The sequence below is a fragment of the Staphylococcus sp. GDX8P114P-2 genome, from assembly GCF_017892945.1.
GTDB classification, from domain to species: domain Bacteria; phylum Bacillota; class Bacilli; order Staphylococcales; family Staphylococcaceae; genus Staphylococcus; species Staphylococcus arlettae.
In genome coordinates this window covers 282,623-306,240 of record NZ_JAESMB010000008.1, presented here as the reverse complement: position 1 = coordinate 306,240, position 23,618 = coordinate 282,623, and the positions used below count along the sequence as shown (strand labels likewise).

Sequence of the window (23,618 nt, the reverse complement as noted above, 5' to 3'; positions counted from 1 at the left end):
TATAAGTAAACCGAAAATTCAGAATTTTTAAAATTATGTATCTCAAATTAATTTGTATTCCAGTTAAATGAGGTAGAGTGTTGTGATGTTGGCATTATTTTGCTACTATTCAAGTGATTGAAAATTGAATAGGAGGTTGGTGGGCGTGAATAAAACACTACGTGATATTATATTGGTGATTATAGGATCATTTATTTTTTCTGCGGGTGTCAATACATTTATTATTACAGCTGATTTAGGTGAAGGTGGCGTTACAGGACTTGCCATTGTACTTTACTATGCATACCATATTTCTCCAGGGCTTACGAACTTTGTTTTAAACGCGTTACTTATTGCTGTGGGGTATAAGTTTTTAAGTAGACGTAGTATGCTGTTAACTATTTTGGCGACAGTGTTAATTTCTGTATTTTTAGGATTGACTGAAAGTTGGCAAGTAGATTCTAATAATATTTTAGTTAATGCGATTTTTGGTGGAACGTGTGTAGGTCTAGGTATTGGTGTCATTGTTTTAGCAGGTGGAACGACTGCAGGTACGACTATACTTGCAAGAATAGCTAATAAGTATCTAGATGTTAGTACACCATATGCACTGTTGTTTTTCGACTTAATAGTTGTGCTTATTTCATTAACTGTTATTCCGTTACCTAGTGCATTAGTCACGGTTATATCATTATACATCGGCACTAAAGTTATGGAATTCGTTATCGAAGGTTTAAATACGAAAAAGGCAATGACTATTATTTCACAAAAGCCAGATGAAGTAGCTAAAGTCATAGATGAAAAAGTCGGTCGAGGCTTAACAATTTTAAATGGTCGTGGTTACTTTACTAAAGAAGATAAGGATATTCTGTACGTTGTAATAACAAAAACACAAGTGACTAAAGCCAAGCGCTTAATTAAACAGACAGATGAAGACGCATTTTTAGTCGTTCATGATGTGCGTGACGTTTATGGTAATGGTTTCTTGATAGATGAGCACTAAAGTTAGTGACCGTTGATTACGTCCTAACTTTTGCCAGTAGAATCAAAAAGTAAGTTTTGAAGCGAAAATACGAAATCAAATGTGGACGTTTGGTTTCATATTTTCGCTTTTTCTAGTGTTTATAATTGGTAGACTTACAGATATTAAGCATAGAATTTTATTGTGATTTTATAGTCAATTTCAGTAAAAAATGGTATAATAACACCCGTGATAATGATTATCATTTACGGGATGTAGCAATTAACGCAATAAATGACAATAACAGATAACTTATATATAGAAATTAAGACAATCAATTATAGGTTAAGATAGATGCTTATTAATCAGGAAGAAGGGTAAGTATGACACGTTTAAATGGGAATCAAATTACGATTAGTTATGGAGATAATGTTATAGTCAACAATTTAGATATTACAGTACCAGATGGTCGAATTACTTCTATTATTGGACCGAATGGTTGCGGTAAATCTACATTGTTAAAAGCATTATCACGGTTATTAACGATTTCAAATGGGGAAATTGTGTTAGATGGAGAAAGTATACACAAACAAGCTACTAAAGAATTGGCTAAGAAAATTGCGATATTGCCACAGTCTCCTGAAGTAGCTGATGGGTTAACAGTTGGAGAACTTGTTTCTTATGGTCGTTTTCCACATCAAAAAGGTTTTGGCCGATTATCTGCAGAAGATAAAAAAGAAATCGATTGGGCCATGAAAGTAACAGGCACTGCTGACTTTCAATACCGTGCTATTAACGACTTAAGTGGTGGTCAAAGACAACGTGTGTGGATAGCTATGGCGCTTGCACAACGTACAGATATTATTTTCTTAGATGAACCAACAACATATTTGGACATATCACATCAATTAGAAATTTTAGAATTAATTACCCAGTTAAATCAAGAACAAGGATGTACTATCGTCATGGTATTACATGACATTAACCAAGCAGTGCGTTTTTCTGACTATTTAATAACGATGAAAGATGGCGATATCATTGCTAATGGTGACACCGAGGAAGTATTGACTAAAGATATTCTAGAAAAGGTGTTTAATATTGATGTTGAGATAAGTAGAGATCCACGAACAGGTAAGCCTATGTTAGTCACATATGATTTATGTAAACGTAGCTATTCCCAGGTATAGGAGCATAACGATGACAACGCAAAAAAAGAAAGTTTATAATTTTGCAATTACGATGGCTATAGCTATCGTATTGTTAGTTGTCGCACTCTTTGTATCTATCTTGCTGGGAGAAGCGAAAGTTAATGTGACAACGATATTTGAAGCTATATTTAGCTATGATGTAACGAATCAACAACATAACATTATTAGTGAAATCCGTATCCCGCGCGATATAGGCGCTATTTTAGTTGGTGCTGCTTTGGCAACATCGGGAGCAGTAGTGCAAGGGGTTACGAAAAACGGATTAGCCGATCCAAGTTTAATCGGATTAAATGCAGGCGCATCATTTACTTTGGCGCTGACATTTGCATTGTATCCTAAAGCACCTTTTTTAATGCTCATGGTTGCCGGCTTTGTAGGTGCTATTCTTGGCGGTTTTATCGTATTGATGATTGGACGTTCGCGTAGTGATGGTTTTAATCCTATGCGTATTATTTTAGCGGGTGCAGCAGTTAGTGCGTTTTTAACAGCATTGAGCCAAGGTGTCGCACTGTTTTTTAGGTTGAATCAAGATTTAACATTTTGGAGTGCCGGTGGTGTGTCAGGTACAACATGGCATCAATTAATTTGGGCCATCCCTGTCATTGTTATCGCGTTACTCATTTTAATTACGATAAGTAAACAGTTGACTATATTAAATTTAGGTGAAACTTTAGCACGAGGGCTAGGCCAAAATGTGGTTTTTATACGAGGTATTACTTTAATATTAGCCATGGTATTAGCAGGCGTTGCAGTTGCTATGGTTGGTCAAATAGCCTTTGTCGGTTTAATGGTGCCACATATAGTAAGGTTTTTAGTCGGCACAGATTATGCACGTGTTATTCCTTTAACTGCAGTGTTAGGTGGTTTACTTGTGTTAGTTGCTGATACATTAGCACGTATGATGGGTGAAGCACCTGTAGGAGCAATTATATCGTTTATTGGTGTACCTTACTTTTTATATTTAGTTAAAAAGGGAGGTCGCTTTACATGATTGATCCAAAGTTAAAATATAGACAATGGATTACTTTAATAGTATTCACTGTATTATTAATAATAACTTGTGCATGGAGTATGACTTCTGGTGAATATAAAATGTCATTCGGAACATTTTTTACAACATTATTTGGACAAGGTGCTTATACAGATACATTAATATTACTAGAATTTCGTTTGCCTAGAATGATCATTACTATTTTAGCTGGTGCTGCTTTGGCGATGAGTGGTGCGATCATTCAAAGTGTGACACGTAATCCACTTGCGGAGCCTGGTATTTTAGGGATTAATGCAGGTAGTGGTTTTGTTATTGCACTGTTTATTGTTGTTGGCCAAGTCAATGCTGATAACTTTATTTATGTATTGCCGATTATTAGTATGATTGGTGGTATTTTAACAGCACTTATTATATTTAGCTTCAGCTACAACAAAGGAGAAGGGATAACGCCAGCTAGTATGGTGTTAGTAGGTGTTGGTCTAGCTACAGCTCTTAGTGGTGGTTCATTGACGTTAATGTCTAAATTTGATAAAGATCAATCTGAATTTATGGCTTCTTGGTTTGCTGGTAATATATGGGGAGATGAATGGTCCTTTGTGCTAGCTTTTGTACCGTGGTTAGTGATTATCATACCTATATTACTGCTAAAATCGAACGCGTTAAATTTATTAAATACTAGTCAACATATAGCACAAGGTGTGGGTGTTAGAGTAGATAAGGAACGCTTCATATTACTTATGTTAGCGGTAGTGCTGTCTTCTGCAGCAGTAGCAGTGGCAGGCGCAATTGGTTTTATTGGTTTAATGGGACCACACATTGCTAAATCTATCGTTGGTCCAAGACATCAACTATTTTTACCAATTTCAATTGTTATCGGTGCATTTTTATTACTCGTTTCTGATACTATTGGTCAGGTTATCTTACAACCTTCTGGCATACCAGCTGGTATCGTCGTAGCTATTATTGGAGCACCATACTTCTTATATTTAATGTACAAATCTAAAATGGTTTAAAATAAAAAGACTAAGTGTATGTGATAGAAATCTAGTTTTATAAGATTTCAAAATTATATACGTTTAGTCTTTTTTTAATTTTAATTATTAGCGTTTGCTGAAAAATGTAGGGTATACTAAGTGCAAATAGTGTTTAATCTAAAGGGGGAGCTTTAAATGAAAAAGCTAATCAAAGAGAAAACTGACTACTTAGCTGATATGCTTGCTGGCATGAAGATAGCAAATGATGATATAGATATTATTGCAGATACGGTCGTAGTAAGAAAAAATAAAAAAACTGAAGGAGTTGCTATTGTTTCAGGCGGTGGTAGTGGACATGAACCAGCACATGCAGGTTACGTTACAGACGGTATGTTAGATGCTGCAGTATGTGGAGAGATATTTACTTCACCGACACCAGATAAAATATTAAGTGCAATAAAAGCAGTCGACACTGGTCAAGGTGTATTGTTAATTGTTAAAAATTATGCTGGTGATGTTATGAACTTTGAAATGGCACAAGATATGGCTGCGATGGAAGACATTGAGGTTGCCACTGTTATAGTTAAAGATGATGTAGCTGTTGAGGAACCGTCACAACGCAGAGGTGTAGCTGGTACTGTATTGGCACATAAATATGCAGGATATTTAGCTGAACAAGGCACCGATTTACACTCGTTACAATCTCGAGTACAGACCTTTGTAGATAGTGTTAAAAGTATAGGCATGGCGCTAACACCACCTATGGTACCAACTACAGGTCAATATGGATTTGATATTGATGCAGATGAAATAGAACTTGGTATTGGTATTCATGGTGAAAAAGGTTTGTCTAAAGAGCCTGTTCAACCAGTTGATACTATAGTAAGCCATTTATTACAACCGTTGTTAGCTGAAATAGAGACGGATGATGTTATCGTAATGGTCAATGGCATGGGTGGTACACCTATTTCTGAATTAAACATTGTCACAAAATATGTCTCTGAATACTGTGAAGCCAAAAATCTAGCTGTGAAACATTGGCTTGTTGGAGATTATATGACGTCACTTGATATGCAAGGTTTTTCAATTACATTGGCACCATATTCAGAAACAGTTTTAACCGCGTTAACGCAAACAACAGCAAGTCGTTACTTTAATTAAGGAGGCAACCCAATGAATGCTGAAACGTTAAAAATGAATTTATTAGCATTAGTTGATACATTTGAAACTCAAGAAGAAAGCTTAACACAATTAGATAGAGCAATTGGCGATGGAGATCATGGTGTAAATATGCTTCGTGGTTTTCGAGCATTACCTGATAATTTAGATGATTCATCAGTTTCCACTATCTTGAAATCGACAGGTATGACGTTAATGTCTCATATCGGAGGAGCTTCTGGGCCTTTATATGGTTTTAGTTTTGTCAAAATGGCACAGGTAGCAGGTGATGAAATTACTCCGAATAATTTAAGCGAGGTTCTACAAGCATTCTCAGATGCAATAGCACAAAGAGGTAAAGTAGAACTCAATGAGAAAACAATGTTTGACGTAATTGAACGTGCCAGACTGGCTGTGGACAATGGTGAGTCCATAACATTTGAAAAACTACAAACTTTTGCTGACGATACTAAAGAAATGATTGCTACCAAAGGACGAGCAGCATACTTTAAAGAGGATTCTAAAGGACATGTGGATCCGGGCGCTCAAAGTAGTGTATATGTTTTAAATGCATTGATTGGAGATGAATAATATGACATCAATTATTCTTGTGAGTCATAGTGAAAAGATTGCAGAAGGAACTAAAGATCTATTAAGTCAAATGGCCTCAGGTGTTAATGTAGTAGCTCAAGGTGGTATTAATGGTGAAATAGGGACATCTTTTGATGATATTCACCAACTTTTAAATGGCTTAAACGATGATGCGATATGTTTTTATGACATTGGTTCAGCTGAAATGAATTTAGATATGGCTATTGAAATGTATAATGGCAAGAACCAGATGATAAAAGTAGATGCCCCGATTGTTGAAGGAAGTTTTACGGCTGCAGTTAAATTATCTGTTGGAGGCACGTTGGAAGACACAATTGAAGAAGTAAAAAATCATTTCAGTTAAAGATTTTTGTCTATTGCTAGTAGAAAAAGTCTTTAATATAACTTGTGAAATTAAAATTGTTAAAAAAGTAGTTTCTTAAATGAATATGTACGCGGAATATGGTAAAATAAAAATCAATTGTAAAAAGAATCTGGGTATAGGAGGACATTGCCATGCAAGATTTAATAAAGAAACATGTCTTAAGCGGCCAATTCGAGTCAGTTAGAAGATTAATGTCCGAGACAGATTTTATGGAATTTGAAGAAGCGTATATTTCAAGTGCTCATGAGGTAGAAAGTATCATGTTTTATACTTGTATTTTAGATATGATGAAACATGAAGAAACACCAGAAATGCACGATTTAGCGTTTTTACTTTTAGTTTACCCCTTGAGTGACCTAGAAGGTGCATTAGATTCAGCGTATTATCATGCAGAATCATCCATAAATCTTTCCGACGGTAAAGAAGTAAAGAGTTTATTACAAATGTTGTTATTACATGCAGTACCTGAACCAGTCATATCTGATAAAGAAGCATTCGATATCTCAAGAAAAATTTTAAAGCTTGATCCCAATAATAGTGTAGCGCGTAATGTCTTAAAAGAAACAGCGAAAAGAATGGATAACGTTGTTGTTGATTTTAATGAACTAAACCGTTCGAGAGTGGCAGATCAATAAGTAATATTATAGTGATGATAAAAATATACGCACGTATCGATTTCAGTAGGTACATGCGTATATTTTTATTTTGTCAGTAAAGTAATTGTGCAATGTGTCTTCGAGTATTACAAATTTAAATGTCTGATGAGGTAGAGTACAGCAACGTTTGTAGCGATTTATAGCAGGTGTATTAAAGCCGTCCAATATTAAATGTTAGTGTTTAAAACTTTAGGGAAGTAATATTGTGTGCGTTGCAAAAAAAATATAGTGCGTTATAATATATCACTATATGACATTTAAGGAGGTATTTTTTTAATGGGGCTTAACAAAGAAGCCATTAAAATAGGATTTGCCTACGTAGGTATAGTCGTAGGCGCTGGATTTTCAACAGGACAAGAGGTAATGCAATTCTTCACGGGATTTGGATTATGGTCCTACATAGGTGTTATTTTATCAGGATTAATATTAGGATTTATTGGGCGCCAAGTTGCCAAGATAGGTACTGCATTTGACGCTCAAAATCATGAATCTACGTTAGAGTATTTATTTGGCAAGGGACTAAACAAATTTATTGATTATGTACTTATATTTTTCTTGTTTGGTATTTCTGTAACAATGATTGCAGGTGCAGGATCAACATTTGAAGAAAGCTATGGTATACCAACGTGGTTAGGTGCATTAATCATGATCATTGCAATTTATGTGACTTTATTAATGGACTTTAACAAGATTGTACGTGCACTTGGTTTCGTAACGCCATTTTTAATTATTTTAGTAGTTATTATCGCGATATTCTATTTATTTAATGGTTCCATTCCGTTAAATAAAGTGAATGAAACAGTACCAAATGCTAGTCTGTGGAAAGGTATTCTCTATGGTATTAATTATGGTGGCTTAGCGTTTGCAGTTGGTTTTAGTACAATTGTTGCGATTGGCGGAGATGCATCTAAACGAAGTGTCTCAGGTAGAGGAGCATTATTTGGTGGTATTGTATACACTGTACTGTTAGCATTGATTAACTTTGCATTGCAGTCAGAGTACCCTATGATTAAAGATGCATCAATTCCTACATTAACATTGGCAAATGAAATTCATCCGTTGATAGGTATTGTATTATCTGTCATTATGTTAGCCGTTATGTATAATACTATTTTAGGTTTGATGTATTCATTTGCTGCACGTTTTACAGAACCATACAGTAAAAAATACCATATTTTCATTATCGTTATGGTACTCGTAGCATATGGATTAAGCTTTGTTGGCTTTGCTGGTTTAATTAATTTCTTATATCCACTTATGGGAGCTATTGGATTAATTGTTGTAATATCTGTGTTAATTAAATACGTTATACGTAAAAAACAAAACAAAAAATATATTGCGTAAAAAGCATATAAAGTGTGCGTTTAGCACAGGCTTATTAGTACAAAAAACAGTTAACTGAAGTGAAAAGCAGGCTGTAAATCATTGTTGATTTTACTACATCTAAAATACTAAATGTGATACAATTCACCCGAAAGGGAAGGTCAAACATGAAAAATAAACACAAATGGGTGATTTTAACTACACTTGTAATTATAATAGTGGCCTGTGTAATTGGCCTGCTGTTGAAAAAACATTTCGAACAGCAACATTCACAAGAAGTTAAAGAAAAGGTACAAATTAATAATAAAAATGTAAATGCGTTTACTAATATTACGTATAGTAAAGGATGGCCTAATAGTAGGCTTGATATACTCACACCGACAGATTTAGATCATGATAATAAATTACCAATCGTATTTTGGATGCACGGTGGTGGCTTTATTGCAGGTGATAAGCAGTATAAAAATCCTTTATTATCAAAAATAGCTGAACAAGGATATATTGTTGTTAATATTAATTATGCATTGGCACCAGACTACAAATATCCAAATCAACTTCATCAAATTGATCAAGCTATTCAATTTATAAAAAGAAATAAACATGAATTGCCAATCGATTTTGATCAAGTCATATTTGGTGGTGACTCAGCTGGGGCACAAATGTCTAGTCAATATACAGCAATACAAACTAATGAAAGTTTACGTGATGAAATGAAATTTAAACAACAGTTTGAGGCAGACCAGTTAAAAGCAGCTATATTTTTTGGTGGTTTTTATGATATGAAGACAGTCAAAGCTACTGAATTCCCAAGGATACAGTTATTTATGGAAAGTTACACAGGCGAGCGTAAGTGGGAGCAACAATTTAAGAACTTATCTCAAATGTCTACAATTAACCAATTAACTGAAGATTATCCACCGACTTTTTTATCTGTAGGTGATGCAGATCCATTTTACAGTCAAAACATTGAATTCTATAAAAAATTAAAACAGGAAGACATTCCTGTTGATAAACTGTTTTATGATGGTAGCCATAAGTTGAGACATCAATATCAATTCCATTTAGATTTACCAGAATCTAAACAAAATATGAAATCGGTATTGTCATTTCTAAGTAGAAATACGAGCGCATCAGGGGTTGAAACTGAAGTGAATAGCGAAGATAGTAATCCCAATGGTGTAGACTTAAATCCATATTAAGACAGAAAAAGACCAGCTAACTAAATCAGTGTTAGCTGGTCTTTTGTTAGTGTATACTACACATAGGTAAGCATCACTGACTAATCTCCCTTAGAGTAGAAGTTTTGCTAAAATATACTGGTTGTAATAACGATCATCTATAAAGAGTTTATCTTTTAGTTCACCTTCTATTTGATAACCAGTAGACTTAAACATTTCTAAAGCAGTAGTATTTTCAGTGACAACTGCCACTTCAATACGACGGATATCATGATTAAGACACCAAGCTTCTACAGCATTTATTAACGCCTGTCCAAGTCCCTTGGCGCGATAATATTTAACGACACCCATGGAAAATTGAGCTTCGTGACGTGCGCGTGCTAAGTTCTCTGTCGTAACGGTAGCGAAGCCAACAAGTTCGTCATTATTCTCGGCTACAAAAATGGTATTAGTCGGTGACGTGATAAAATGCTCTAGTTTGCTTAATGCATCTGTCGTAGATGGTGCATATTCACCTGGATTATAAAGCATATAATCAGATTCATCATAAATAGTTTTAAGTAAAGTGACAAACGGTTGAACATCGTTAATGCCAATTTCTCTTATTTGATGAGCCATGTTTACACGTACCTCATTTCTCTTTAGTTTAGATTCATTATAATATAAATTAGAATTATAATCTTTAGTTTTTCAAAAAATATACAAAATAATTACAATTATTAAGGAGTGTTTTAATGAAACCAAATGTTTTACTTGCTGGTGTGACAGGCTATATTGGGAAAAATCTAATACCTGCAATAAAAAATGATGCCCAATTATTCACGCTGTCAAAATACCCGAAAGAGCAAGATATACAAGAGGTAACGTGGTTGAAAAAAGATATTTATAATTATCATGATGTCGTTGCAGCAATGCAGAACATAGATATAGCAATATTTTATCTTGACCCTACAAAACATTCTGCTAAACTCACACAAGCGAGCGCTAAAGATATGAATAGACTCGCCTCTGATAACTTTGGAAGAGCTGCAGCAGCTAACAAAGTACAAAAAATTATTTACATTCCAGGTAGTATATTTGATAACGAAACGATAGCGAGGTTATCAGCATATGGTGTAACAGTTGAAACTACAGAACATAGAGTTGAAAGGCCAACAGTAGCAGTAGAATTACAAGTTTCTAAATATGATGATGTTAGGTCAGCGATGAGTATTCAATTACCTATGCATTGGACATTAGAACAGTTGGTTCAATATTATATTTCATGGATAAATCAGACACGAGGTACGTTTATGTATAGTTATCAAGTTAAAGATGACTATATTATTTATCGGAAAAATAAACAGAAGCCGCTATTAGTGCTTCATAAACATCAAACCTCTGATGATATTATTACGTTACACTTAGTAGGTGGTACTTTAGTAAAGCCTAATGCCAAAAAGCAAGGGAAATTAGAGTTTCGTAAACTTAGAGGTACTACAGAAGTAATGGTACATTTGTTTGATTATATACCTAGATTAGTATGGCCAGTCTATTACTTGTGCCAAGCACCTATTCAAAGTTTGATGATGCGTGGATTTGAAATTGATTGTCGTATTAAAAATTTCCAAGGTCGCATACAAGCTGGTGAAGATATCAAATACACTAAATAAAGAAAGGAGTATTAGACGTTGAAGATTTTATTAGTAGAGGACGATGAGACGTTGTTTGAGTCTTTAAGTCAAACGCTCCAACAATGGGATTTTGAAGTAGAAGGTATTGCTGATTTTGACGATGTTATGACTACTGTAGAAGCGGTACAACCAGAAATTATTATTATGGATATTAAATTACCAAAATTTGATGGATTTCATTGGACGAGAAAGATTCGACAAAACTCTAATGTACCTATAGTATTTTTATCTTCTAAGGATAGCCCAATGGACCAAGTTATGAGTATGGAGCTTGGAGCCGATGATTTTATTCAAAAGCCGTTTAATACGAACGTCTTAATCGCTAAAATACAAGCAATTTATAGAAGAGTCTATGAATTTGATATTTCAGAGAAAAGTATTTTAATGTGGCAACAAGCCAAGCTTGATTTAACAAAAGATAGCATTAGTCAGCATGATACTGAGATTTATCTGTCTAAAACAGAAATGATTATATTGTCTATGTTAGTGCGTAAACAAAATCAAATTGTGACACGCGATACACTTATAACTGCATTATGGGATGATGAGGCATTCGTCAGTGATAATACTTTAACAGTGAATGTTAATCGATTGCGAAAAAAATTAGCTGATATTGATATGAATGAGCAAATAGAAACTAAAGTTGGCAGAGGTTATTTAGCACATGGATAATATCATTTTATTTGGGCTATTTGTAAAAAGTCGCGTTCGTTGGATATTGTGGATTATACTACTGCATGTAATTTTAATAGGATTAGCTTATTTGGATTATAATATAGATGTAGCGAGTGTCTTATTTATTGTGTGGGTGAATTTAGGTTTGACAGCATTATTCATAATATTTTCCTTTTTTAAAGAAGCAAAATTTATTAAGCATCTTAGGAATAATAAAGAAATTGAAGAACTTGTACATAAAAATTTGGCAAGTACACCATTTCAACAAGAAGTAGTGAATTATTTTCAAACTAAAATTGCGAATCAGAAGGCGTTGGTCACACAACAGACTAAACAAATTAAAGACTACGAACAATCTTTAACGACGTTTATTCACGACATTAAAACACCTGTTACTACTTTAGATTTAATAATTAATAAAGTGGATGACCCAACACAAAAATTTGCTTTAATGCGGGAATGGACTAGAATTAATGAGATGTTAGATATGCAACTCTATTTAACACGCTTAGATTCAAGACAAAAAGATATATTTTTTGAATATGCCGCATTGAAGCCACTCATCATTGATGAAATTCAGTTAACACGCTATATTAGTCAAACACGTGGTATTGATTTTGAGCTAACAGTTGATTCAGAGATCAAAGTATATACAGATACAAAGTGGTGCAAAATGCTAATTAGACAAGTATTATCTAATGCTATTAAATATAGTGAACAGAGTACAATTTCAATTACAGCAACTGTAGAAGCTAACCAAATACAGTTACAAATTGCAGATCGAGGCATAGGTATTAGCCAGAGAGATATTAAACGTGTTTTCGACCGCGGATTTACGTCTACACAACGTCAAAATGCTACAAATGCAACTGGTCTCGGATTGTATTTAGTCAATCAAATTAAAGATACATTGAATTTACACGTAGAAATTGACTCTGTAGTTGATCAAGGTACTACAGTAACGATTATCTTTCCAGAACAAAATACTGTTATTAAACGCATGAGTGAACAGAAAATTTAAAATAGTTATGATATATTTTTAAATGAATGAAATGATAAGTTAAAAATTAAATGTAAAATATATTTAACTTGATTTTTGAATAATTTGCGAGAACGTTATGATAATTCTTATAAATCAATGAGTTGGGAATATAATATTTATTTAGAATGTTAAGAATTTGTAAATTCAATTGTGGAATTGTAAATTTTGTGCTATTTTCAAATAAGGCAAATTGACATTTGTGAGCTTTTTTAAGCTTGAACACTTAAAAATATTTACAAAAAATTTACATACTTTGGTAACGGCACGTAAATATAACACATGGGGTTAATCTTACAAATTTCTATTTGGCTACTAAGTTTTAACTTTTAAAATTTTTTGATGATAATAAATAATCATCGTATACGGAGGATTTTTTGAATGTTTAATAAGAAAAAAGATAAATTCATGGTTCAACTAGAAGAAATGGTATTTAATCTAGATAGAGCAGCGATTGAATTTGGTAAAATGGATTTTAACACGCATTTGGATCTTAAGGCATACTCAGACAATATTAAAACTTATGAGTCACATGGTGATGAATTAATGCATCAAGTGATCTCGGATTTAAACCAAACATTCATTACGCCAATTGAACGTGAAGACATTCTTTCTTTATGTAATGCGATTGACGATGTGTTAGATGCTATAGAAGAAACATCAGGTATGTTTGAAATGTATTCAATCGAATATACCGACGAATATATGGCGGAATTTGCAGATAATATACAAAAAGCCATTGCAGAAATGAAACTAGCAGTAGGCTTATTAGTAGAAAAGAAACTTTCACATATGCGTATTCATTCAATTAATATCAAAGAATTCGAAACTAATTGTGACGGTATTTTAAGACAATCTATTAAACATATTTTTAATAGTGAAACTGACCCGATCACACTTATTAAAATTAAAGAAATATATGAAAGTATGGAAGAAATTGCAGATAAATGTCAAGTTGTGGCAAATAATTTTGAAACAATAATTATGAAAAATAGCTAAGGAGTCCTAACTTATGGAATATATTTTAATCATCACAGTAGCTATCGTAATTTTTTCACTAATATTTGACTTTATCAATGGTTTCCATGATACAGCCAATGCTGTTGCTACTGCAGTTTCGACACGTGCATTAACGCCTAAAACAGCAATTTTTCTAGCGGCTATTATGAACTTTATTGGTGCGTTAACGTTTACTGGGGTTGCAGGTACGATTACTAAAGATATCGTAGATCCGTTTAAGTTACAAAATGGGCTAGTTGTAGTGTTAGCTGCTATTTTAGCGGCTATAGTATGGAATTTGGTTACATGGTATTACGGTATACCTAGTTCATCATCACATGCGTTAATTGGTTCTATTGCAGGTGCAGCAATTGCATCTCAAGGATCATTTGCAGTGTTGCATTATGAAGGATTTATCAAAATTATAATTGTATTATTAGTTTCACCAGTTATCGCATTTATGGTAGGTTTTATCATTTATTCGATAGTTAAAGTTGTTTTCAAGAATGCCAATTTAACAAAAACTAACCGTAATTTTAGATTTTTCCAAATTTTCACGGCATCATTACAATCATTCTCACATGGTACGAATGATGCGCAAAAATCTATGGGTATTATTACATTGGCGCTTATTGTAGCTAACGTTCAAACAAGTGGTGTAGAACCACAGTTATGGGTAAAAGTTTCTTGTGCGGCTGCAATGGGACTTGGTACAGCAGTAGGTGGTTGGAAAATTATAAAAACTGTTGGTGGTAACATTATGAAAATTCGCCCAGCGAATGGGGCAGCGGCTGACTTGTCTTCAGCACTTACAATTTTCGTAGCATCATCATTACATTTCCCACTATCTACAACACATGTTGTGTCTTCATCTATTTTAGGTGTCGGTTCTTCAAATCGTATTAAAGGTGTGAAGTGGAATACAGCACAACGTATGATTGTTACATGGGTAATTACATTACCGATTTCTGCATTACTAGCAGCATTAGTATATTTTGTATTAAATATTGTAATTTAGTTATTATGAGCTGAGGAATTTATTCCCCAGCTTTTTTAGATAAAAATAAGGTTGGACATAAATTTCCAAATTCAAAATAAGAGGACCAATCATTGATATGGATTGGTCCTCTTAGACTGTCGATAAAGTCTCTGATTTTGTTGGCAGTTTTTTTGTGCACGCTTTTCGCGAGTACTGCCTCAGCTAGCAGTCTTTAGCTAATGCTTTTCCCACAGGAATCGAAATAAACCACTGCCAATAGTATAATATATAAATTTAAATTATATGATTTTGACCGTGCATGCTTGTCTGGGGGATGGTTCGAGCCTGTAGTCTCTCAACCATACTATTACCCCGGGCGTCAGCACGTTACAAAACCGGTACAAATTATATTTTGTTATTCAAAATAAGGCTCTTTGAAAACAAATAGTAATCAAGAATTATAAATAGAAATATTTCAAAAAACTAATAAAACGTCAATTTCTATATCTTCTCAATAGAAATTGACGTTTGTTTTTTGTCAGAGTTAGTTATGTCTCAGACTTATTTAGTTATTGTATGTTGAGCTTATTCTTAATGAATATAATTGTAACTTGAAACTTGTGAAGCTGGAATTGTACGATAATCCACTGTGCCTGGTGGTGTATTATAATTCATTTCTGAAATTAACAAACTGCCATCAGGATTAATGCGTTCAACATAAGCCACATGTCCCATAGGACCTTCATAGTTTTGCATAATTGAACCAACAGCTGCAGTGTTGTTTACAGTGTATCCGTCAGCAGATGCTGCAGATGCCCAATTATTAGCGTTCCACCAATATGTACTAATTGGTTGTCCAGTTTCGGCACGACGATTAAAGACATGCCATGTACATTGTCCCCAGTCGTATAAATTTTGATCGCTTGAAGCTTGTGAAGTATTAGTTGGTGTAGATGTGCTTCCGCCACCGCCACCAGTGCCGTCTGAACCACCTGGAATTTGTAATGTTTGATTTGGATAAATAATATAACCATTTAAATTATTAGCAGAAACAATTTCATCAACAGAAACGCCGTACTTATTCGCAATGATTGCTAACGTTTCTCCAGATTGTACAGTATGGCTTGAGCCACCAGAAGCTTCCGAAGAAGTATTTGAACTTTGGCTACTATCACTGCTGCCACTTCCACCAATTTCAATAACTTGTCCTGGAAATACCATATTATTACTAATATTATTATTTTGTTTGATTTCGTCTACAGAAGTATTGTATTGTTGAGCGATTGTCCAAAGAGACTCACCAGATTTAACAGTATGCTGCGTAGATGCTTCTGCATCATGATTTGCTAAAACTGCGGCAGTCCCTGATGCAGCTGTAACTGCAAATGCTAATTTTTTCAAAAGTACTCCTCCTTTTATGTCGTTTAATGTCGACAGTTAATTGTGTTCATGTGTAAACACAAGATTCACATTTAAATATTTCATACCCCATACTAACAAAATTATTTATTTTTTTGGTAGTTGTTATAGAGTTGTAACATAGATGAAAGAGTATTATGTGAAGGGTATAGCTTGCTGAAAGCGAATTTAAAGGGAATTAAAAGTGATATACATATAAAGATTTATAAAAACTGTAATATTTAGTAATATTAGATAGAAACTTGATTCAACAAAAATTAGAAAATTTATTATGAGAACAGTAGTATTTATGTTAGATTATATTAATATAATAATTAGATGGAGGTATATTGCTATGGCTGAAGCAGCAACAAAATCAACACCGCATAAGTCACAACAATCAAAGAAAACACAAGCGACAGCATACGGTAAAGTATGGTTGTTCTTTATGTATTATTGGTTGCTATTTGGTGTAGGATGTTATTTTGGTCAATTTTTACCAATGTCTTGGCGTAAACCGTTATCTATCGTCTTGCTAGTATTAGTATTATTCACTTTAGTGTCAGGGAGAGCGCGGAAGTCTGGTTTAATCATCTCTCATATATACACTTTAGCTATAGGACTACTATCATACGCTACATTCACAATTTATTTACAAAACTTAGGAGCAGAAGTGTTTTACAAGAACGTTATTTTAGCCATTGCTGCTTTTATCGTTTTTGGACTTATTGGCTTCTTTATGATTAAAGATGCGTCTAGCATGGGCAAATACTTATTTGTTACGCTGATTGCACTTGTAGTGGCTAGTCTTATTGGGATGTTTATTCAAAACCCAATCTTTCATACAATTATTACTATAGTAGGGCTATTATTATTTTTACTTTATACATTGTACGATTTTAATAGGATGAAAAGAGGACGATTTTCACCAAGAGAAATGGGCTTCAAATTGTTCCTTAATCTGTTGCATATTATCAAATATGTTTTACGCCTTGCTAACAAAGCTAGAAAATAGAGTAGACGTTGTAATTGCCAGTACTGGTAGTTACAACGTTTTTTAATAGAATAATATAATTAAACGGGCAACTGTCAATTTTTTAAGTCGGATACGTATGTCCAACTATATAAAATTAATAATTTGCGCTATAATATTAACTGGTTATTAAGTGATATGAGAAAGTGAGATGAAATTATGGGTCGTAAATGGAATAATATTAAAGAAAAGAAAGCCCAAAAAGATAAAAATACTAGTCGAATATATGCAAAATTCGGTAAAGAAATTTATGTAGCAGCGAAGTCGGGTGAACCAGATCCAGAATCTAACCAAAATTTACGTTTAACGTTAGAACGTGCTAAGACTTACTCTGTACCTAACCACATTATTGAAAAAGCCATAGAAAAAGCTAAAGGTGCTGGAGAAGAAAACTATGATCATTTGAGATATGAAGGCTTCGGACCTAATGGTTCAATGCTAATTGTCGATGCATTAACAAATAATGTTAATCGTACTGCATCAGATGTACGTGCTGCCTTCGGTAAAAACGGTGGTAACATGGGTGTTTCAGGTTCAGTAGCTTATATGTTCGAACACACAGCTGTTTTTGGATTTGAAGGACATACAGCTGATGACATTTTAGAAGGTTTGATGGAACAAGATATTGACGTACGTGATGTACAAGAAGAAGGCGACATGGTTATCGTCTATGCAGAACCAGATCAATTTGCACAAGTGCAAGATGCATTAAAGGCTTTAGGTGTAACAACTTTTACTATTGCTGAGTTTGAAATGTTACCACAAAGTGATATTGCGTTATCTTCAGATGATCAAGTTGAGTTTGAAAAATTAGTAGAAGCACTTGAAGATTTAGAAGATGTTCAGAATGTGTTTCACAATGTGGATTTGTAATAAATGAACAATATTATTAAACAATGGATTGAACAATTACAGTTGCAACCACATCCTGAAGGTGGATTTTATAAGGAAATTATTACAGGTCAGCAAGAGTCAGCAGATTCACGAAATGCTTACTCCAGTATCTATTTCTTATTAACACATGACAATATTTCACATTTTCATCGTATTGATGCTGACGAAATATGGTATCACCATGCTGGACAAACATTGTTAATTCATATGATTTATCCTAGTGGTACATACGAGTGCATACGATTAGGCAAAGATGTTGCAAAGGGAGAAGTATTACAATATGTAGTACCCAAAGGGACAATATTTGCTTCATCGTTAGCAGAAGATACAGGTTATGCATTAGTAGGTTGTATGTGTCAGCCAGGATTTGATTTTAATCATTTCGAGTTGTTTTCAACACAACAATTAAATCAATTATATCCGCACTTACAACAAATAAATGAACGTTATGCTTTATCAGTAAACGACAAAAACTAATTACTAGTGCCAACATAAGGTGAAAAGTTTGATAATATGATATACCTATCACTTTTATAATTGAAGAGTAGAAAATCAGCTACAGTAGACATATCACTATGTCATTGTAGCTGATTTTTTACGTAGCTATATTAATGTGGAAAATGAAGCGGTTGTTTATGTTGCGAACTAAAAATACACCCCGCTAGCAATATGTACATTATTAAAGTGCATACTGCTAAATGGAGTGTATTAGTAATTAATTTATGTTTTATTTATTATTTTGCAGTGTCGAAAACTTCATTTGCAACTTCAACGACAAATGCCAGTTTTTGCCATTGTTCTTCTTCAGTTAATTTGTTGCCTTCTTCTGTTGATGCAAAACCACATTGAGGACTCAAACAAATTTGGTCTTCATTAATATATTGCTTTGCTTCTTCAATACGTTGTTTAATAGAAGCTTTATCTTCAAGTTCACCAGTTTTAGAAGTGAAAATACCAAGTACTGCTGAACTATTTTCTGGGAAATAACGTAAAGGCTCGAAATCACCTGAACGATGATCGTCATATTCTAAGAAAAAGCCGCCTAGGTTTTCTTTGAATAAATAAGGAGCGATTGGTTCATAGCCACCAGAAATTGCCCATGTTGATTGATAATTACCACGGCAAATGTGCGTTGTAATTAGTAAATCATCTGGTAAGCCTTGTATAGCTTCATTCACAACAACATATGCTAATTGACGAGCACGTTCTTTTTCCTCTTCGGAACGATCACGACCACGTGTTTTTTGCGTTCCGGAAGTTAAGTTAGCCCAATACACATCATCCAATTGGATGTAGCGTGCTCCTAAGTCATAAAAATGTTGTAACGTGTCATGATATGCTTTGGATACATCTTTTGCAAAGTCATTAATATCTGGATAAAGTGTTTCGTTTAAAATATTAGGATGGAACAATTGGTTTGGACTTGGAATTGACACTTTAGCAATTGCTCTATCGTCTACTTTATCGACTAAGAATTTGAAATGATCAAAATGTGGGTGGTTAGGATTAAATGCTACCTTATCACTTATCCGTACATTGTGACTACGTGTTTCAACGCCTTCAAAAGTTAAGCCATGCTCTGGCGTATAGCCTTCAACACCTTCTAAATTTTCTAAGAAGTCAAAATGCCACCAACTTCTGCGGAATTCGCCATCTGTAATACTATGTAAGCCTAATTCAAGTTGCTTTTCGATAATACGTTCAATCTCTGCATCTTCTACTTTTTTAAGTTCATCTGCATCAATTTCATTTTGTTCAAAAGCAGCTCTGGCTTCTTTTAGCTTTTGAGGGCGTAATAAACTCCCTACATGATCTGCTCTAAATGGTCTTGTTAATTTTGCCATTTTGCTACCTCCGTTATGTTTAGAATTTTCAGAAAATATATCTAAATATAACAAATTAAGTCGGAATTGTCAAAAAAGGCTTAAAAGTAAAAAATATAGTACAATGGGAATAAATTAAACTGGAATTATTACAAATTGGATAGATGACATTAAGCCACCATTTTTATATAATAAAAAGCAAGGAGTTGGTGACAGTGAAAGTAAAATATATCGATAAACGTCACTGGCGTCGAATCGTAGAAAGAGAATATGCTGAAGTAAAAGTAAACAATAACAAATTTAAAGGCATAATTGGCTTAGTTACTATGAAAAAAGTAAAAGAGCCATTAGAAGTTACGGTAGTTGGCAAAAATATAATAGTTGCAGACGATAATTACCAATGGCTACAAATATTACCTGAAAAGAAACGCTATAGTATTACGGTTATGATAGATGATAAAGGTAATCCATTGGAATATTATTTTGACGTCAATATTAAAAACATTACACAAAAAGGTAATGCACGCACGCTAGATTTGTGTTTGGATGTTCTAGTATTGCCAAATGGTGAATATGAATTGGTAGATGAAGATGATTTAAAGCGTGCATTAGATCAAAAGCAGATTTCTCGTAAACAATATCATGAGGCATATGTTATTGCACATCAACTTATGTTGAAAATTGATGCAGATTTTCCCAAAATGCAGGAAAAAATTATGTATTGTTACCACAAAATCAAAAATAAGCCTAAATATAATAAAGGGCATAAGCAAGGGAAGCATCATGTTAAACAGCAACATACTAAGCAAAAAGTGCAGCGTGTATCACAGCAAAAGTCTGAATCTAATCACGACTTAAAAAAATGATTCAATAATATCCAGTTCGAATATAATAAATTGCGTGTAAACTAATGCATGATAAGTAGTAATGGCGTACAATTACACCTGTAGTTAAAAGTAATTGCATATATCAATAGGGGGATAAAATGAAGATCGAAGATTATCGCTTAATAACAACGTTAGACGAAACCAAAACGTTACGCAAAGCTGCAGAAATGTTATACATTTCACAACCAGCAGTGACACAACGACTAAAAGCGATAGAAAATGCTTTTGGTGTAGATATTTTTATACGGACAAAAAAGCAACTTATTACGACAACTGAAGGATCAATGATTATCGAACATGCCAAAGACATGTTAAATAGGGAACGATTGTTTTTAGATAAAATGCAAGCGCACATTGGCGAAGTAAACGGTACAATTTCAATCGGATGTTCTTCACTCATTGGTCAAACATTATTACCGGAAGTGTTGAATTTATATACTAGACAATTTCCTAATGTTGAAATACAAGTTCAAGTAGGATCAAGTGAACAAATTAAAGCAAATCATAGAGACTATCATGTCATGATTATTCGTGGCAATAAAATTATGAATTTAAGCAATACTCATTTATTCAACGATGAACATTATTTTATTCAGCCTCAAAATCGACGTGAGGAATCTAGTAAATTACCTTTTATCGAATTTCAAGCAGACCCAATTTATATTAATCAAATTAAAGAATGGTACAGTAATCAACTCGGTGAAGATTATCATGCAATGATTACCGTCGATCAAGTAGCGACGTGTAAAGAAATGTTGATGAACGGTGTTGGTGTAACTATTTTACCTGAGATAATGATGAGACACATTGATCGAGATCAGTTTGACTTTACACGAGTGAATATTGAAGACCAACCTTTAATTAGGTCTACTTATTTGAGTTACGATTCAAGTATGGTACAACTACCTCAAGTAGAGTCATTTATACAATTAGTGATGGAATATGTAAAATAGATTTTAAATAGGATAGAGGGATTTTCATGTTTGCAGAATTGTTGCATATTAAAAATTATAAATTATTTGTCACTAATATGATGCTACTTGGTATGGGTATATCTATCACAGTACCGTTTTTAGTGCTATTTGCTACAAATGAATTAGGAATGTCAACTGTGCAATTTGGCCTTTTGTTAGCACTAGCAGCTATTAGTCAATTTACAGTTAATACAATTGTGGCGAGGTTTTCAGACACACGTAATATAAATAGAAAATTTCTAATTATCACCGCCTTATTCATGGGTGCTATTAGTTTTTCTATTTATTTTTTTGTTAAGGAAATATGGATCTTTATGGCTATGTATGCCATATTCCAAGGTTTATTTGCTCCGGCAATGCCTCAAATGTATGCTTCAGCTAGAGAATCAATCAATGCTTCCACGTCACGTGATAGAGCTAAATTTGCCAATGCAGTGTTAAGGTCGATGTTTTCTTTTGGTTTTTTATTCGGCCCATTAATAGGTACAGGATTGTTAGCGCTAAACGGATATGCTGGGTTATTTGGAGGAACGATAGCAGTTATTTTATTTACTCTAACGTTACAGCTCGTATTCTTCAAAGATATTAAGACTGCTCCTAAAGCGTCAGATGTTACCCATGTCGAAAAATCGGCACCTAATATGTTAAAAGATTTAACGTTATTTATTCCGTTTATTGCATTTATTTTATTACATATCGGGCAATGGATGTACACATTGAATATGCCTCTATTTGTTACTAATTACTTACAAGAAGATGAAAAATATGTGGGCTATTTAGCGAGTTTGTGTGCTGGCTTAGAGGTTCCATTTATGGTTATATTAGGAATGCTTTCTGCTAAAATGCAAACACGCACGTTACTGATTTTAGGTGGACTATTTGGTGGCCTGTTTTACTTTAGTATTGGCGTTTTTGATAATGTTATTATGATGCTTATAGGACAAGTATTTTTGGCTATCTTCCTAGCTATTTTACTCGGTTTAGGTATTAGCTATTTCCAAGATATTTTACCTGACTATCCAGGATATGCATCGACATTGTTTGCTAACGCTATGGTTATTGGACAACTTTGTGGTAACTTACTTGGAGGCTGGATGAGTAATGTTGTAGGATTAGGGAATGTGTTTTTTGTATCGGCAATAGCGATTTTTCTCGGTATGTTGCTGATTGCAATAACGAAAGAACATAAATATACGGACGAAGTACTGGAGTAGATAACATGACTTTAATTTTATGGTTACTAATAATTGCGTCATTTGTATTAGCATTTATAGGATTGATTAAACCAATTATCCCATCGGTACTTGTATTGTGGGTAGGATTTTTAATTTATCAGTTTGGATTTCATAATGGCAATTTATCATGGGTATTTTATGTCTCAATGGTATTGCTAACTATATTTATTTTATTAGCAGATTTTATAATGAATCAATATTTTGTGAATAAGTTTGGTGGATCCAAATTAAGTGAGTATGCAGCATTTATTGGTGTGATTATTGGTTGTTTTGTCTTTCCACCATTTGGTATTTTAATTATTCCTTTTTTAGCAGTTCTTATTGTAGAACTTATTCAAGAACCTAACTTTAAAAAAGCGCTACGTGCAAGCTATGGTTCTATCGTGGCATTTTTAGCGAGCTCACTTGCTCAAGCGTTAATTATGTTATTGATGGTTATTTGGTTCTTTGTAGATGCTTTACTTATCAATTAAAGTAGATAAGCGCATAAAGAATTTCAAGCAAACAGTTTACTGTTGCATGTAGAGAATTAGCACATAAGTGAACAAATTAGATTACCCTTTTAGGGTGAATCTAATTTGTTCTTTTTTTTATTATTATGTAAA

The 23,618-nt window shown here is 33.7% G+C and carries 25 protein-coding genes; 22 read left to right on the top strand and 3 right to left on the bottom strand.

Features of this window, described 5'->3' with window-relative positions:
• Nucleotides 1–145 precede the first annotated feature (145 nt).
• The 10 genes from KA845_RS04585 to KA845_RS04540 all read left to right on the top strand — a co-directional run bounded on the left by KA845_RS04585 (nucleotide 146) and on the right by KA845_RS04540 (nucleotide 9,425).
• Entirely contained in the window at nucleotides 146–982 is an 837-nt protein-coding gene (locus tag KA845_RS04585) for a YitT family protein (protein ID WP_002508964.1), read from the top strand.
• Between the two features lie 341 nt (nucleotides 983–1,323).
• Nucleotides 1,324–2,127: an ABC transporter ATP-binding protein gene (locus KA845_RS04580; protein WP_002508963.1), complete on the top strand. Its 804-nt coding sequence runs from the start codon at nucleotides 1,324–1,326 to the stop codon at nucleotides 2,125–2,127.
• A 52-nt stretch (nucleotides 2,128–2,179) separates the two neighbouring features.
• Nucleotides 2,180–3,139 (top strand): FecCD family ABC transporter permease, encoded by a 960-nt coding sequence (locus tag KA845_RS04575; RefSeq protein ID WP_411841195.1) that lies wholly within the window; start codon nucleotides 2,180–2,182, stop codon nucleotides 3,137–3,139.
• Nucleotides 3,136–4,152 carry a FecCD family ABC transporter permease gene (locus KA845_RS04570; protein ID WP_002508962.1) on the top strand — a complete coding sequence of 339 codons (1,017 nt, stop codon included), beginning with the start codon at nucleotides 3,136–3,138 and terminating at the stop codon, nucleotides 4,150–4,152. The genes KA845_RS04575 and KA845_RS04570 overlap by 4 nt, the downstream gene beginning before the upstream one ends.
• A gap of 156 nt (nucleotides 4,153–4,308) precedes the next feature.
• Entirely contained in the window at nucleotides 4,309–5,274 is a 966-nt protein-coding gene (gene dhaK / locus KA845_RS04565; protein ID WP_103388041.1) for a dihydroxyacetone kinase subunit DhaK, read from the top strand.
• 12 nt (nucleotides 5,275–5,286) lie between these two features.
• Nucleotides 5,287–5,862 carry a dihydroxyacetone kinase subunit DhaL gene (gene dhaL / locus KA845_RS04560; RefSeq protein ID WP_103388042.1) on the top strand — a complete coding sequence of 192 codons (576 nt, stop codon included), beginning with the start codon at nucleotides 5,287–5,289 and terminating at the stop codon, nucleotides 5,860–5,862.
• Nucleotide 5,863: 1 nt separating this feature from the next.
• Nucleotides 5,864–6,226, top strand: coding sequence for a dihydroxyacetone kinase phosphoryl donor subunit DhaM (gene dhaM, locus KA845_RS04555; protein WP_103388043.1), 363 nt, complete (start codon nucleotides 5,864–5,866; stop codon nucleotides 6,224–6,226).
• 152 nt (nucleotides 6,227–6,378) lie between these two features.
• Nucleotides 6,379–6,882, top strand: a complete 504-nt coding sequence (locus tag KA845_RS04550) for a hypothetical protein (protein WP_021459169.1) — start codon at nucleotides 6,379–6,381, stop codon at nucleotides 6,880–6,882.
• 297 nt (nucleotides 6,883–7,179) lie between these two features.
• On the top strand, nucleotides 7,180–8,247 hold the full coding sequence (locus KA845_RS04545) for a YkvI family membrane protein (RefSeq protein ID WP_103388044.1): 1,068 nt from the start codon (nucleotides 7,180–7,182) through the stop codon (nucleotides 8,245–8,247).
• Nucleotides 8,248–8,393: 146 nt separating this feature from the next.
• Entirely contained in the window at nucleotides 8,394–9,425 is a 1,032-nt protein-coding gene (locus tag KA845_RS04540; protein ID WP_002508956.1) for an alpha/beta hydrolase, read from the top strand.
• Nucleotides 9,426–9,515: 90 nt separating this feature from the next.
• Here KA845_RS04540 and KA845_RS04535 read toward each other — a convergent pair whose 3' ends face one another.
• Complete coding sequence (locus KA845_RS04535) at nucleotides 9,516–10,022, bottom strand: GNAT family N-acetyltransferase (protein ID WP_002508955.1); 507 nt, start codon at nucleotides 10,020–10,022, stop codon at nucleotides 9,516–9,518.
• Between the two features lie 116 nt (nucleotides 10,023–10,138).
• On the opposite strand from KA845_RS04535, the gene KA845_RS04530 reads away from it, so the two are divergent.
• From KA845_RS04530 to KA845_RS04510, 5 genes are all read left to right on the top strand, one after another.
• Nucleotides 10,139–11,056, top strand: a complete 918-nt coding sequence (locus tag KA845_RS04530) for a Rossmann-fold NAD(P)-binding domain-containing protein (protein ID WP_103388045.1) — start codon at nucleotides 10,139–10,141, stop codon at nucleotides 11,054–11,056.
• A gap of 18 nt (nucleotides 11,057–11,074) precedes the next feature.
• Nucleotides 11,075–11,749, top strand: coding sequence for a response regulator transcription factor (locus KA845_RS04525; protein WP_002508953.1), 675 nt, complete (start codon nucleotides 11,075–11,077; stop codon nucleotides 11,747–11,749).
• Nucleotides 11,742–12,773 (top strand): sensor histidine kinase, encoded by a 1,032-nt coding sequence (locus tag KA845_RS04520; protein WP_002508952.1) that lies wholly within the window; start codon nucleotides 11,742–11,744, stop codon nucleotides 12,771–12,773. Before KA845_RS04525 ends, KA845_RS04520 begins: the two co-directional genes overlap by 8 nt.
• Before the next feature lie 399 nt (nucleotides 12,774–13,172).
• Complete coding sequence (locus KA845_RS04515) at nucleotides 13,173–13,790, top strand: DUF47 domain-containing protein (protein WP_002508951.1); 618 nt, start codon at nucleotides 13,173–13,175, stop codon at nucleotides 13,788–13,790.
• A 13-nt stretch (nucleotides 13,791–13,803) separates the two neighbouring features.
• On the top strand, nucleotides 13,804–14,808 hold the full coding sequence (locus KA845_RS04510; RefSeq protein ID WP_002508950.1) for an inorganic phosphate transporter: 1,005 nt from the start codon (nucleotides 13,804–13,806) through the stop codon (nucleotides 14,806–14,808).
• 552 nt (nucleotides 14,809–15,360) lie between these two features.
• Here KA845_RS04510 and KA845_RS04505 read toward each other — a convergent pair.
• Nucleotides 15,361–16,170 carry a LysM peptidoglycan-binding domain-containing protein gene (locus KA845_RS04505; RefSeq protein ID WP_002508949.1) on the bottom strand — a complete coding sequence of 270 codons (810 nt, stop codon included), beginning with the start codon at nucleotides 16,168–16,170 and terminating at the stop codon, nucleotides 15,361–15,363.
• A gap of 352 nt (nucleotides 16,171–16,522) precedes the next feature.
• On the opposite strand from KA845_RS04505, the gene KA845_RS04500 reads away from it, so the two are divergent.
• From KA845_RS04500 to KA845_RS04490, 3 genes are all read left to right on the top strand, one after another.
• Nucleotides 16,523–17,182, top strand: coding sequence for a Bax inhibitor-1/YccA family protein (locus KA845_RS04500; RefSeq protein WP_002508948.1), 660 nt, complete (start codon nucleotides 16,523–16,525; stop codon nucleotides 17,180–17,182).
• A gap of 177 nt (nucleotides 17,183–17,359) precedes the next feature.
• Entirely contained in the window at nucleotides 17,360–18,073 is a 714-nt protein-coding gene (locus KA845_RS04495) for a YebC/PmpR family DNA-binding transcriptional regulator (RefSeq protein ID WP_002508947.1), read from the top strand.
• A gap of 3 nt (nucleotides 18,074–18,076) precedes the next feature.
• Complete coding sequence (locus KA845_RS04490; protein ID WP_103388046.1) at nucleotides 18,077–18,571, top strand: cupin domain-containing protein; 495 nt, start codon at nucleotides 18,077–18,079, stop codon at nucleotides 18,569–18,571.
• 257 nt (nucleotides 18,572–18,828) lie between these two features.
• On the opposite strand, the gene KA845_RS04485 is transcribed toward KA845_RS04490, so the two are convergent.
• A complete protein-coding gene (locus KA845_RS04485; protein WP_107380524.1) occupies nucleotides 18,829–19,938 on the bottom strand; it encodes a 5-methyltetrahydropteroyltriglutamate--homocysteine S-methyltransferase in 1,110 nt (369 codons plus the stop codon).
• Nucleotides 19,939–20,132: 194 nt separating this feature from the next.
• Here KA845_RS04485 and KA845_RS04480 point away from each other — a divergent pair, with 194 nt between their 5' ends.
• From KA845_RS04480 to KA845_RS04465, 4 genes are all read left to right on the top strand, one after another.
• The gene (locus KA845_RS04480; protein ID WP_021459167.1) at nucleotides 20,133–20,783 is read left to right on the top strand and encodes a ribonuclease FAU-1 family protein; all 651 of its coding nucleotides are present in this window, start codon (nucleotides 20,133–20,135) and stop codon (nucleotides 20,781–20,783) included.
• Between the two features lie 119 nt (nucleotides 20,784–20,902).
• A complete protein-coding gene (locus tag KA845_RS04475; RefSeq protein ID WP_002508942.1) occupies nucleotides 20,903–21,757 on the top strand; it encodes a LysR family transcriptional regulator in 855 nt (284 codons plus the stop codon).
• A 26-nt stretch (nucleotides 21,758–21,783) separates the two neighbouring features.
• Nucleotides 21,784–22,992 (top strand): sugar efflux transporter, encoded by a 1,209-nt coding sequence (locus KA845_RS04470; RefSeq protein ID WP_002508941.1) that lies wholly within the window; start codon nucleotides 21,784–21,786, stop codon nucleotides 22,990–22,992.
• A 5-nt stretch (nucleotides 22,993–22,997) separates the two neighbouring features.
• Nucleotides 22,998–23,486, top strand: coding sequence for a DUF456 domain-containing protein (locus KA845_RS04465; RefSeq protein ID WP_002508940.1), 489 nt, complete (start codon nucleotides 22,998–23,000; stop codon nucleotides 23,484–23,486).
• Nucleotides 23,487–23,618: the final 132 nt, after the last annotated feature.

What these genes read in the sequence shown, in the direction of transcription:
- KA845_RS04510 (WP_002508950.1), top strand. Translation starts at nt 13,804, where the DNA reads ATGGAATATATTTTAATCATCACAGTAGCTATCGTAATTTTTTCACTA.
- KA845_RS04520 (WP_002508952.1), top strand. Translation starts at nt 11,742, where the DNA reads ATGGATAATATCATTTTATTTGGGCTATTTGTAAAAAGTCGCGTTCGT.
- KA845_RS04575 (WP_411841195.1), top strand. Translation starts at nt 2,180, where the DNA reads ATGGCTATAGCTATCGTATTGTTAGTTGTCGCACTCTTTGTATCTATC.
- KA845_RS04490 (WP_103388046.1), top strand. Translation starts at nt 18,077, where the DNA reads ATGAACAATATTATTAAACAATGGATTGAACAATTACAGTTGCAACCA.
- KA845_RS04475 (WP_002508942.1), top strand. Translation starts at nt 20,903, where the DNA reads ATGAAGATCGAAGATTATCGCTTAATAACAACGTTAGACGAAACCAAA.
- KA845_RS04465 (WP_002508940.1), top strand. Translation starts at nt 22,998, where the DNA reads ATGACTTTAATTTTATGGTTACTAATAATTGCGTCATTTGTATTAGCA.
- KA845_RS04580 (WP_002508963.1), top strand. Translation starts at nt 1,324, where the DNA reads ATGACACGTTTAAATGGGAATCAAATTACGATTAGTTATGGAGATAAT.
- KA845_RS04485 (WP_107380524.1), bottom strand. Translation starts at nt 19,938, where the DNA reads ATGGCAAAATTAACAAGACCATTTAGAGCAGATCATGTAGGGAGTTTA.
- KA845_RS04495 (WP_002508947.1), top strand. Translation starts at nt 17,360, where the DNA reads ATGGGTCGTAAATGGAATAATATTAAAGAAAAGAAAGCCCAAAAAGAT.
- KA845_RS04470 (WP_002508941.1), top strand. Translation starts at nt 21,784, where the DNA reads ATGTTTGCAGAATTGTTGCATATTAAAAATTATAAATTATTTGTCACT.
- KA845_RS04500 (WP_002508948.1), top strand. Translation starts at nt 16,523, where the DNA reads ATGGCTGAAGCAGCAACAAAATCAACACCGCATAAGTCACAACAATCA.
- dhaL (WP_103388042.1), top strand. Translation starts at nt 5,287, where the DNA reads ATGAATGCTGAAACGTTAAAAATGAATTTATTAGCATTAGTTGATACA.
- dhaK (WP_103388041.1), top strand. Translation starts at nt 4,309, where the DNA reads ATGAAAAAGCTAATCAAAGAGAAAACTGACTACTTAGCTGATATGCTT.
- KA845_RS04545 (WP_103388044.1), top strand. Translation starts at nt 7,180, where the DNA reads ATGGGGCTTAACAAAGAAGCCATTAAAATAGGATTTGCCTACGTAGGT.
- KA845_RS04530 (WP_103388045.1), top strand. Translation starts at nt 10,139, where the DNA reads ATGAAACCAAATGTTTTACTTGCTGGTGTGACAGGCTATATTGGGAAA.
- KA845_RS04535 (WP_002508955.1), bottom strand. Translation starts at nt 10,022, where the DNA reads ATGGCTCATCAAATAAGAGAAATTGGCATTAACGATGTTCAACCGTTT.
- dhaM (WP_103388043.1), top strand. Translation starts at nt 5,864, where the DNA reads ATGACATCAATTATTCTTGTGAGTCATAGTGAAAAGATTGCAGAAGGA.
- KA845_RS04570 (WP_002508962.1), top strand. Translation starts at nt 3,136, where the DNA reads ATGATTGATCCAAAGTTAAAATATAGACAATGGATTACTTTAATAGTA.
- KA845_RS04515 (WP_002508951.1), top strand. Translation starts at nt 13,173, where the DNA reads ATGTTTAATAAGAAAAAAGATAAATTCATGGTTCAACTAGAAGAAATG.
- KA845_RS04550 (WP_021459169.1), top strand. Translation starts at nt 6,379, where the DNA reads ATGCAAGATTTAATAAAGAAACATGTCTTAAGCGGCCAATTCGAGTCA.
- KA845_RS04540 (WP_002508956.1), top strand. Translation starts at nt 8,394, where the DNA reads ATGAAAAATAAACACAAATGGGTGATTTTAACTACACTTGTAATTATA.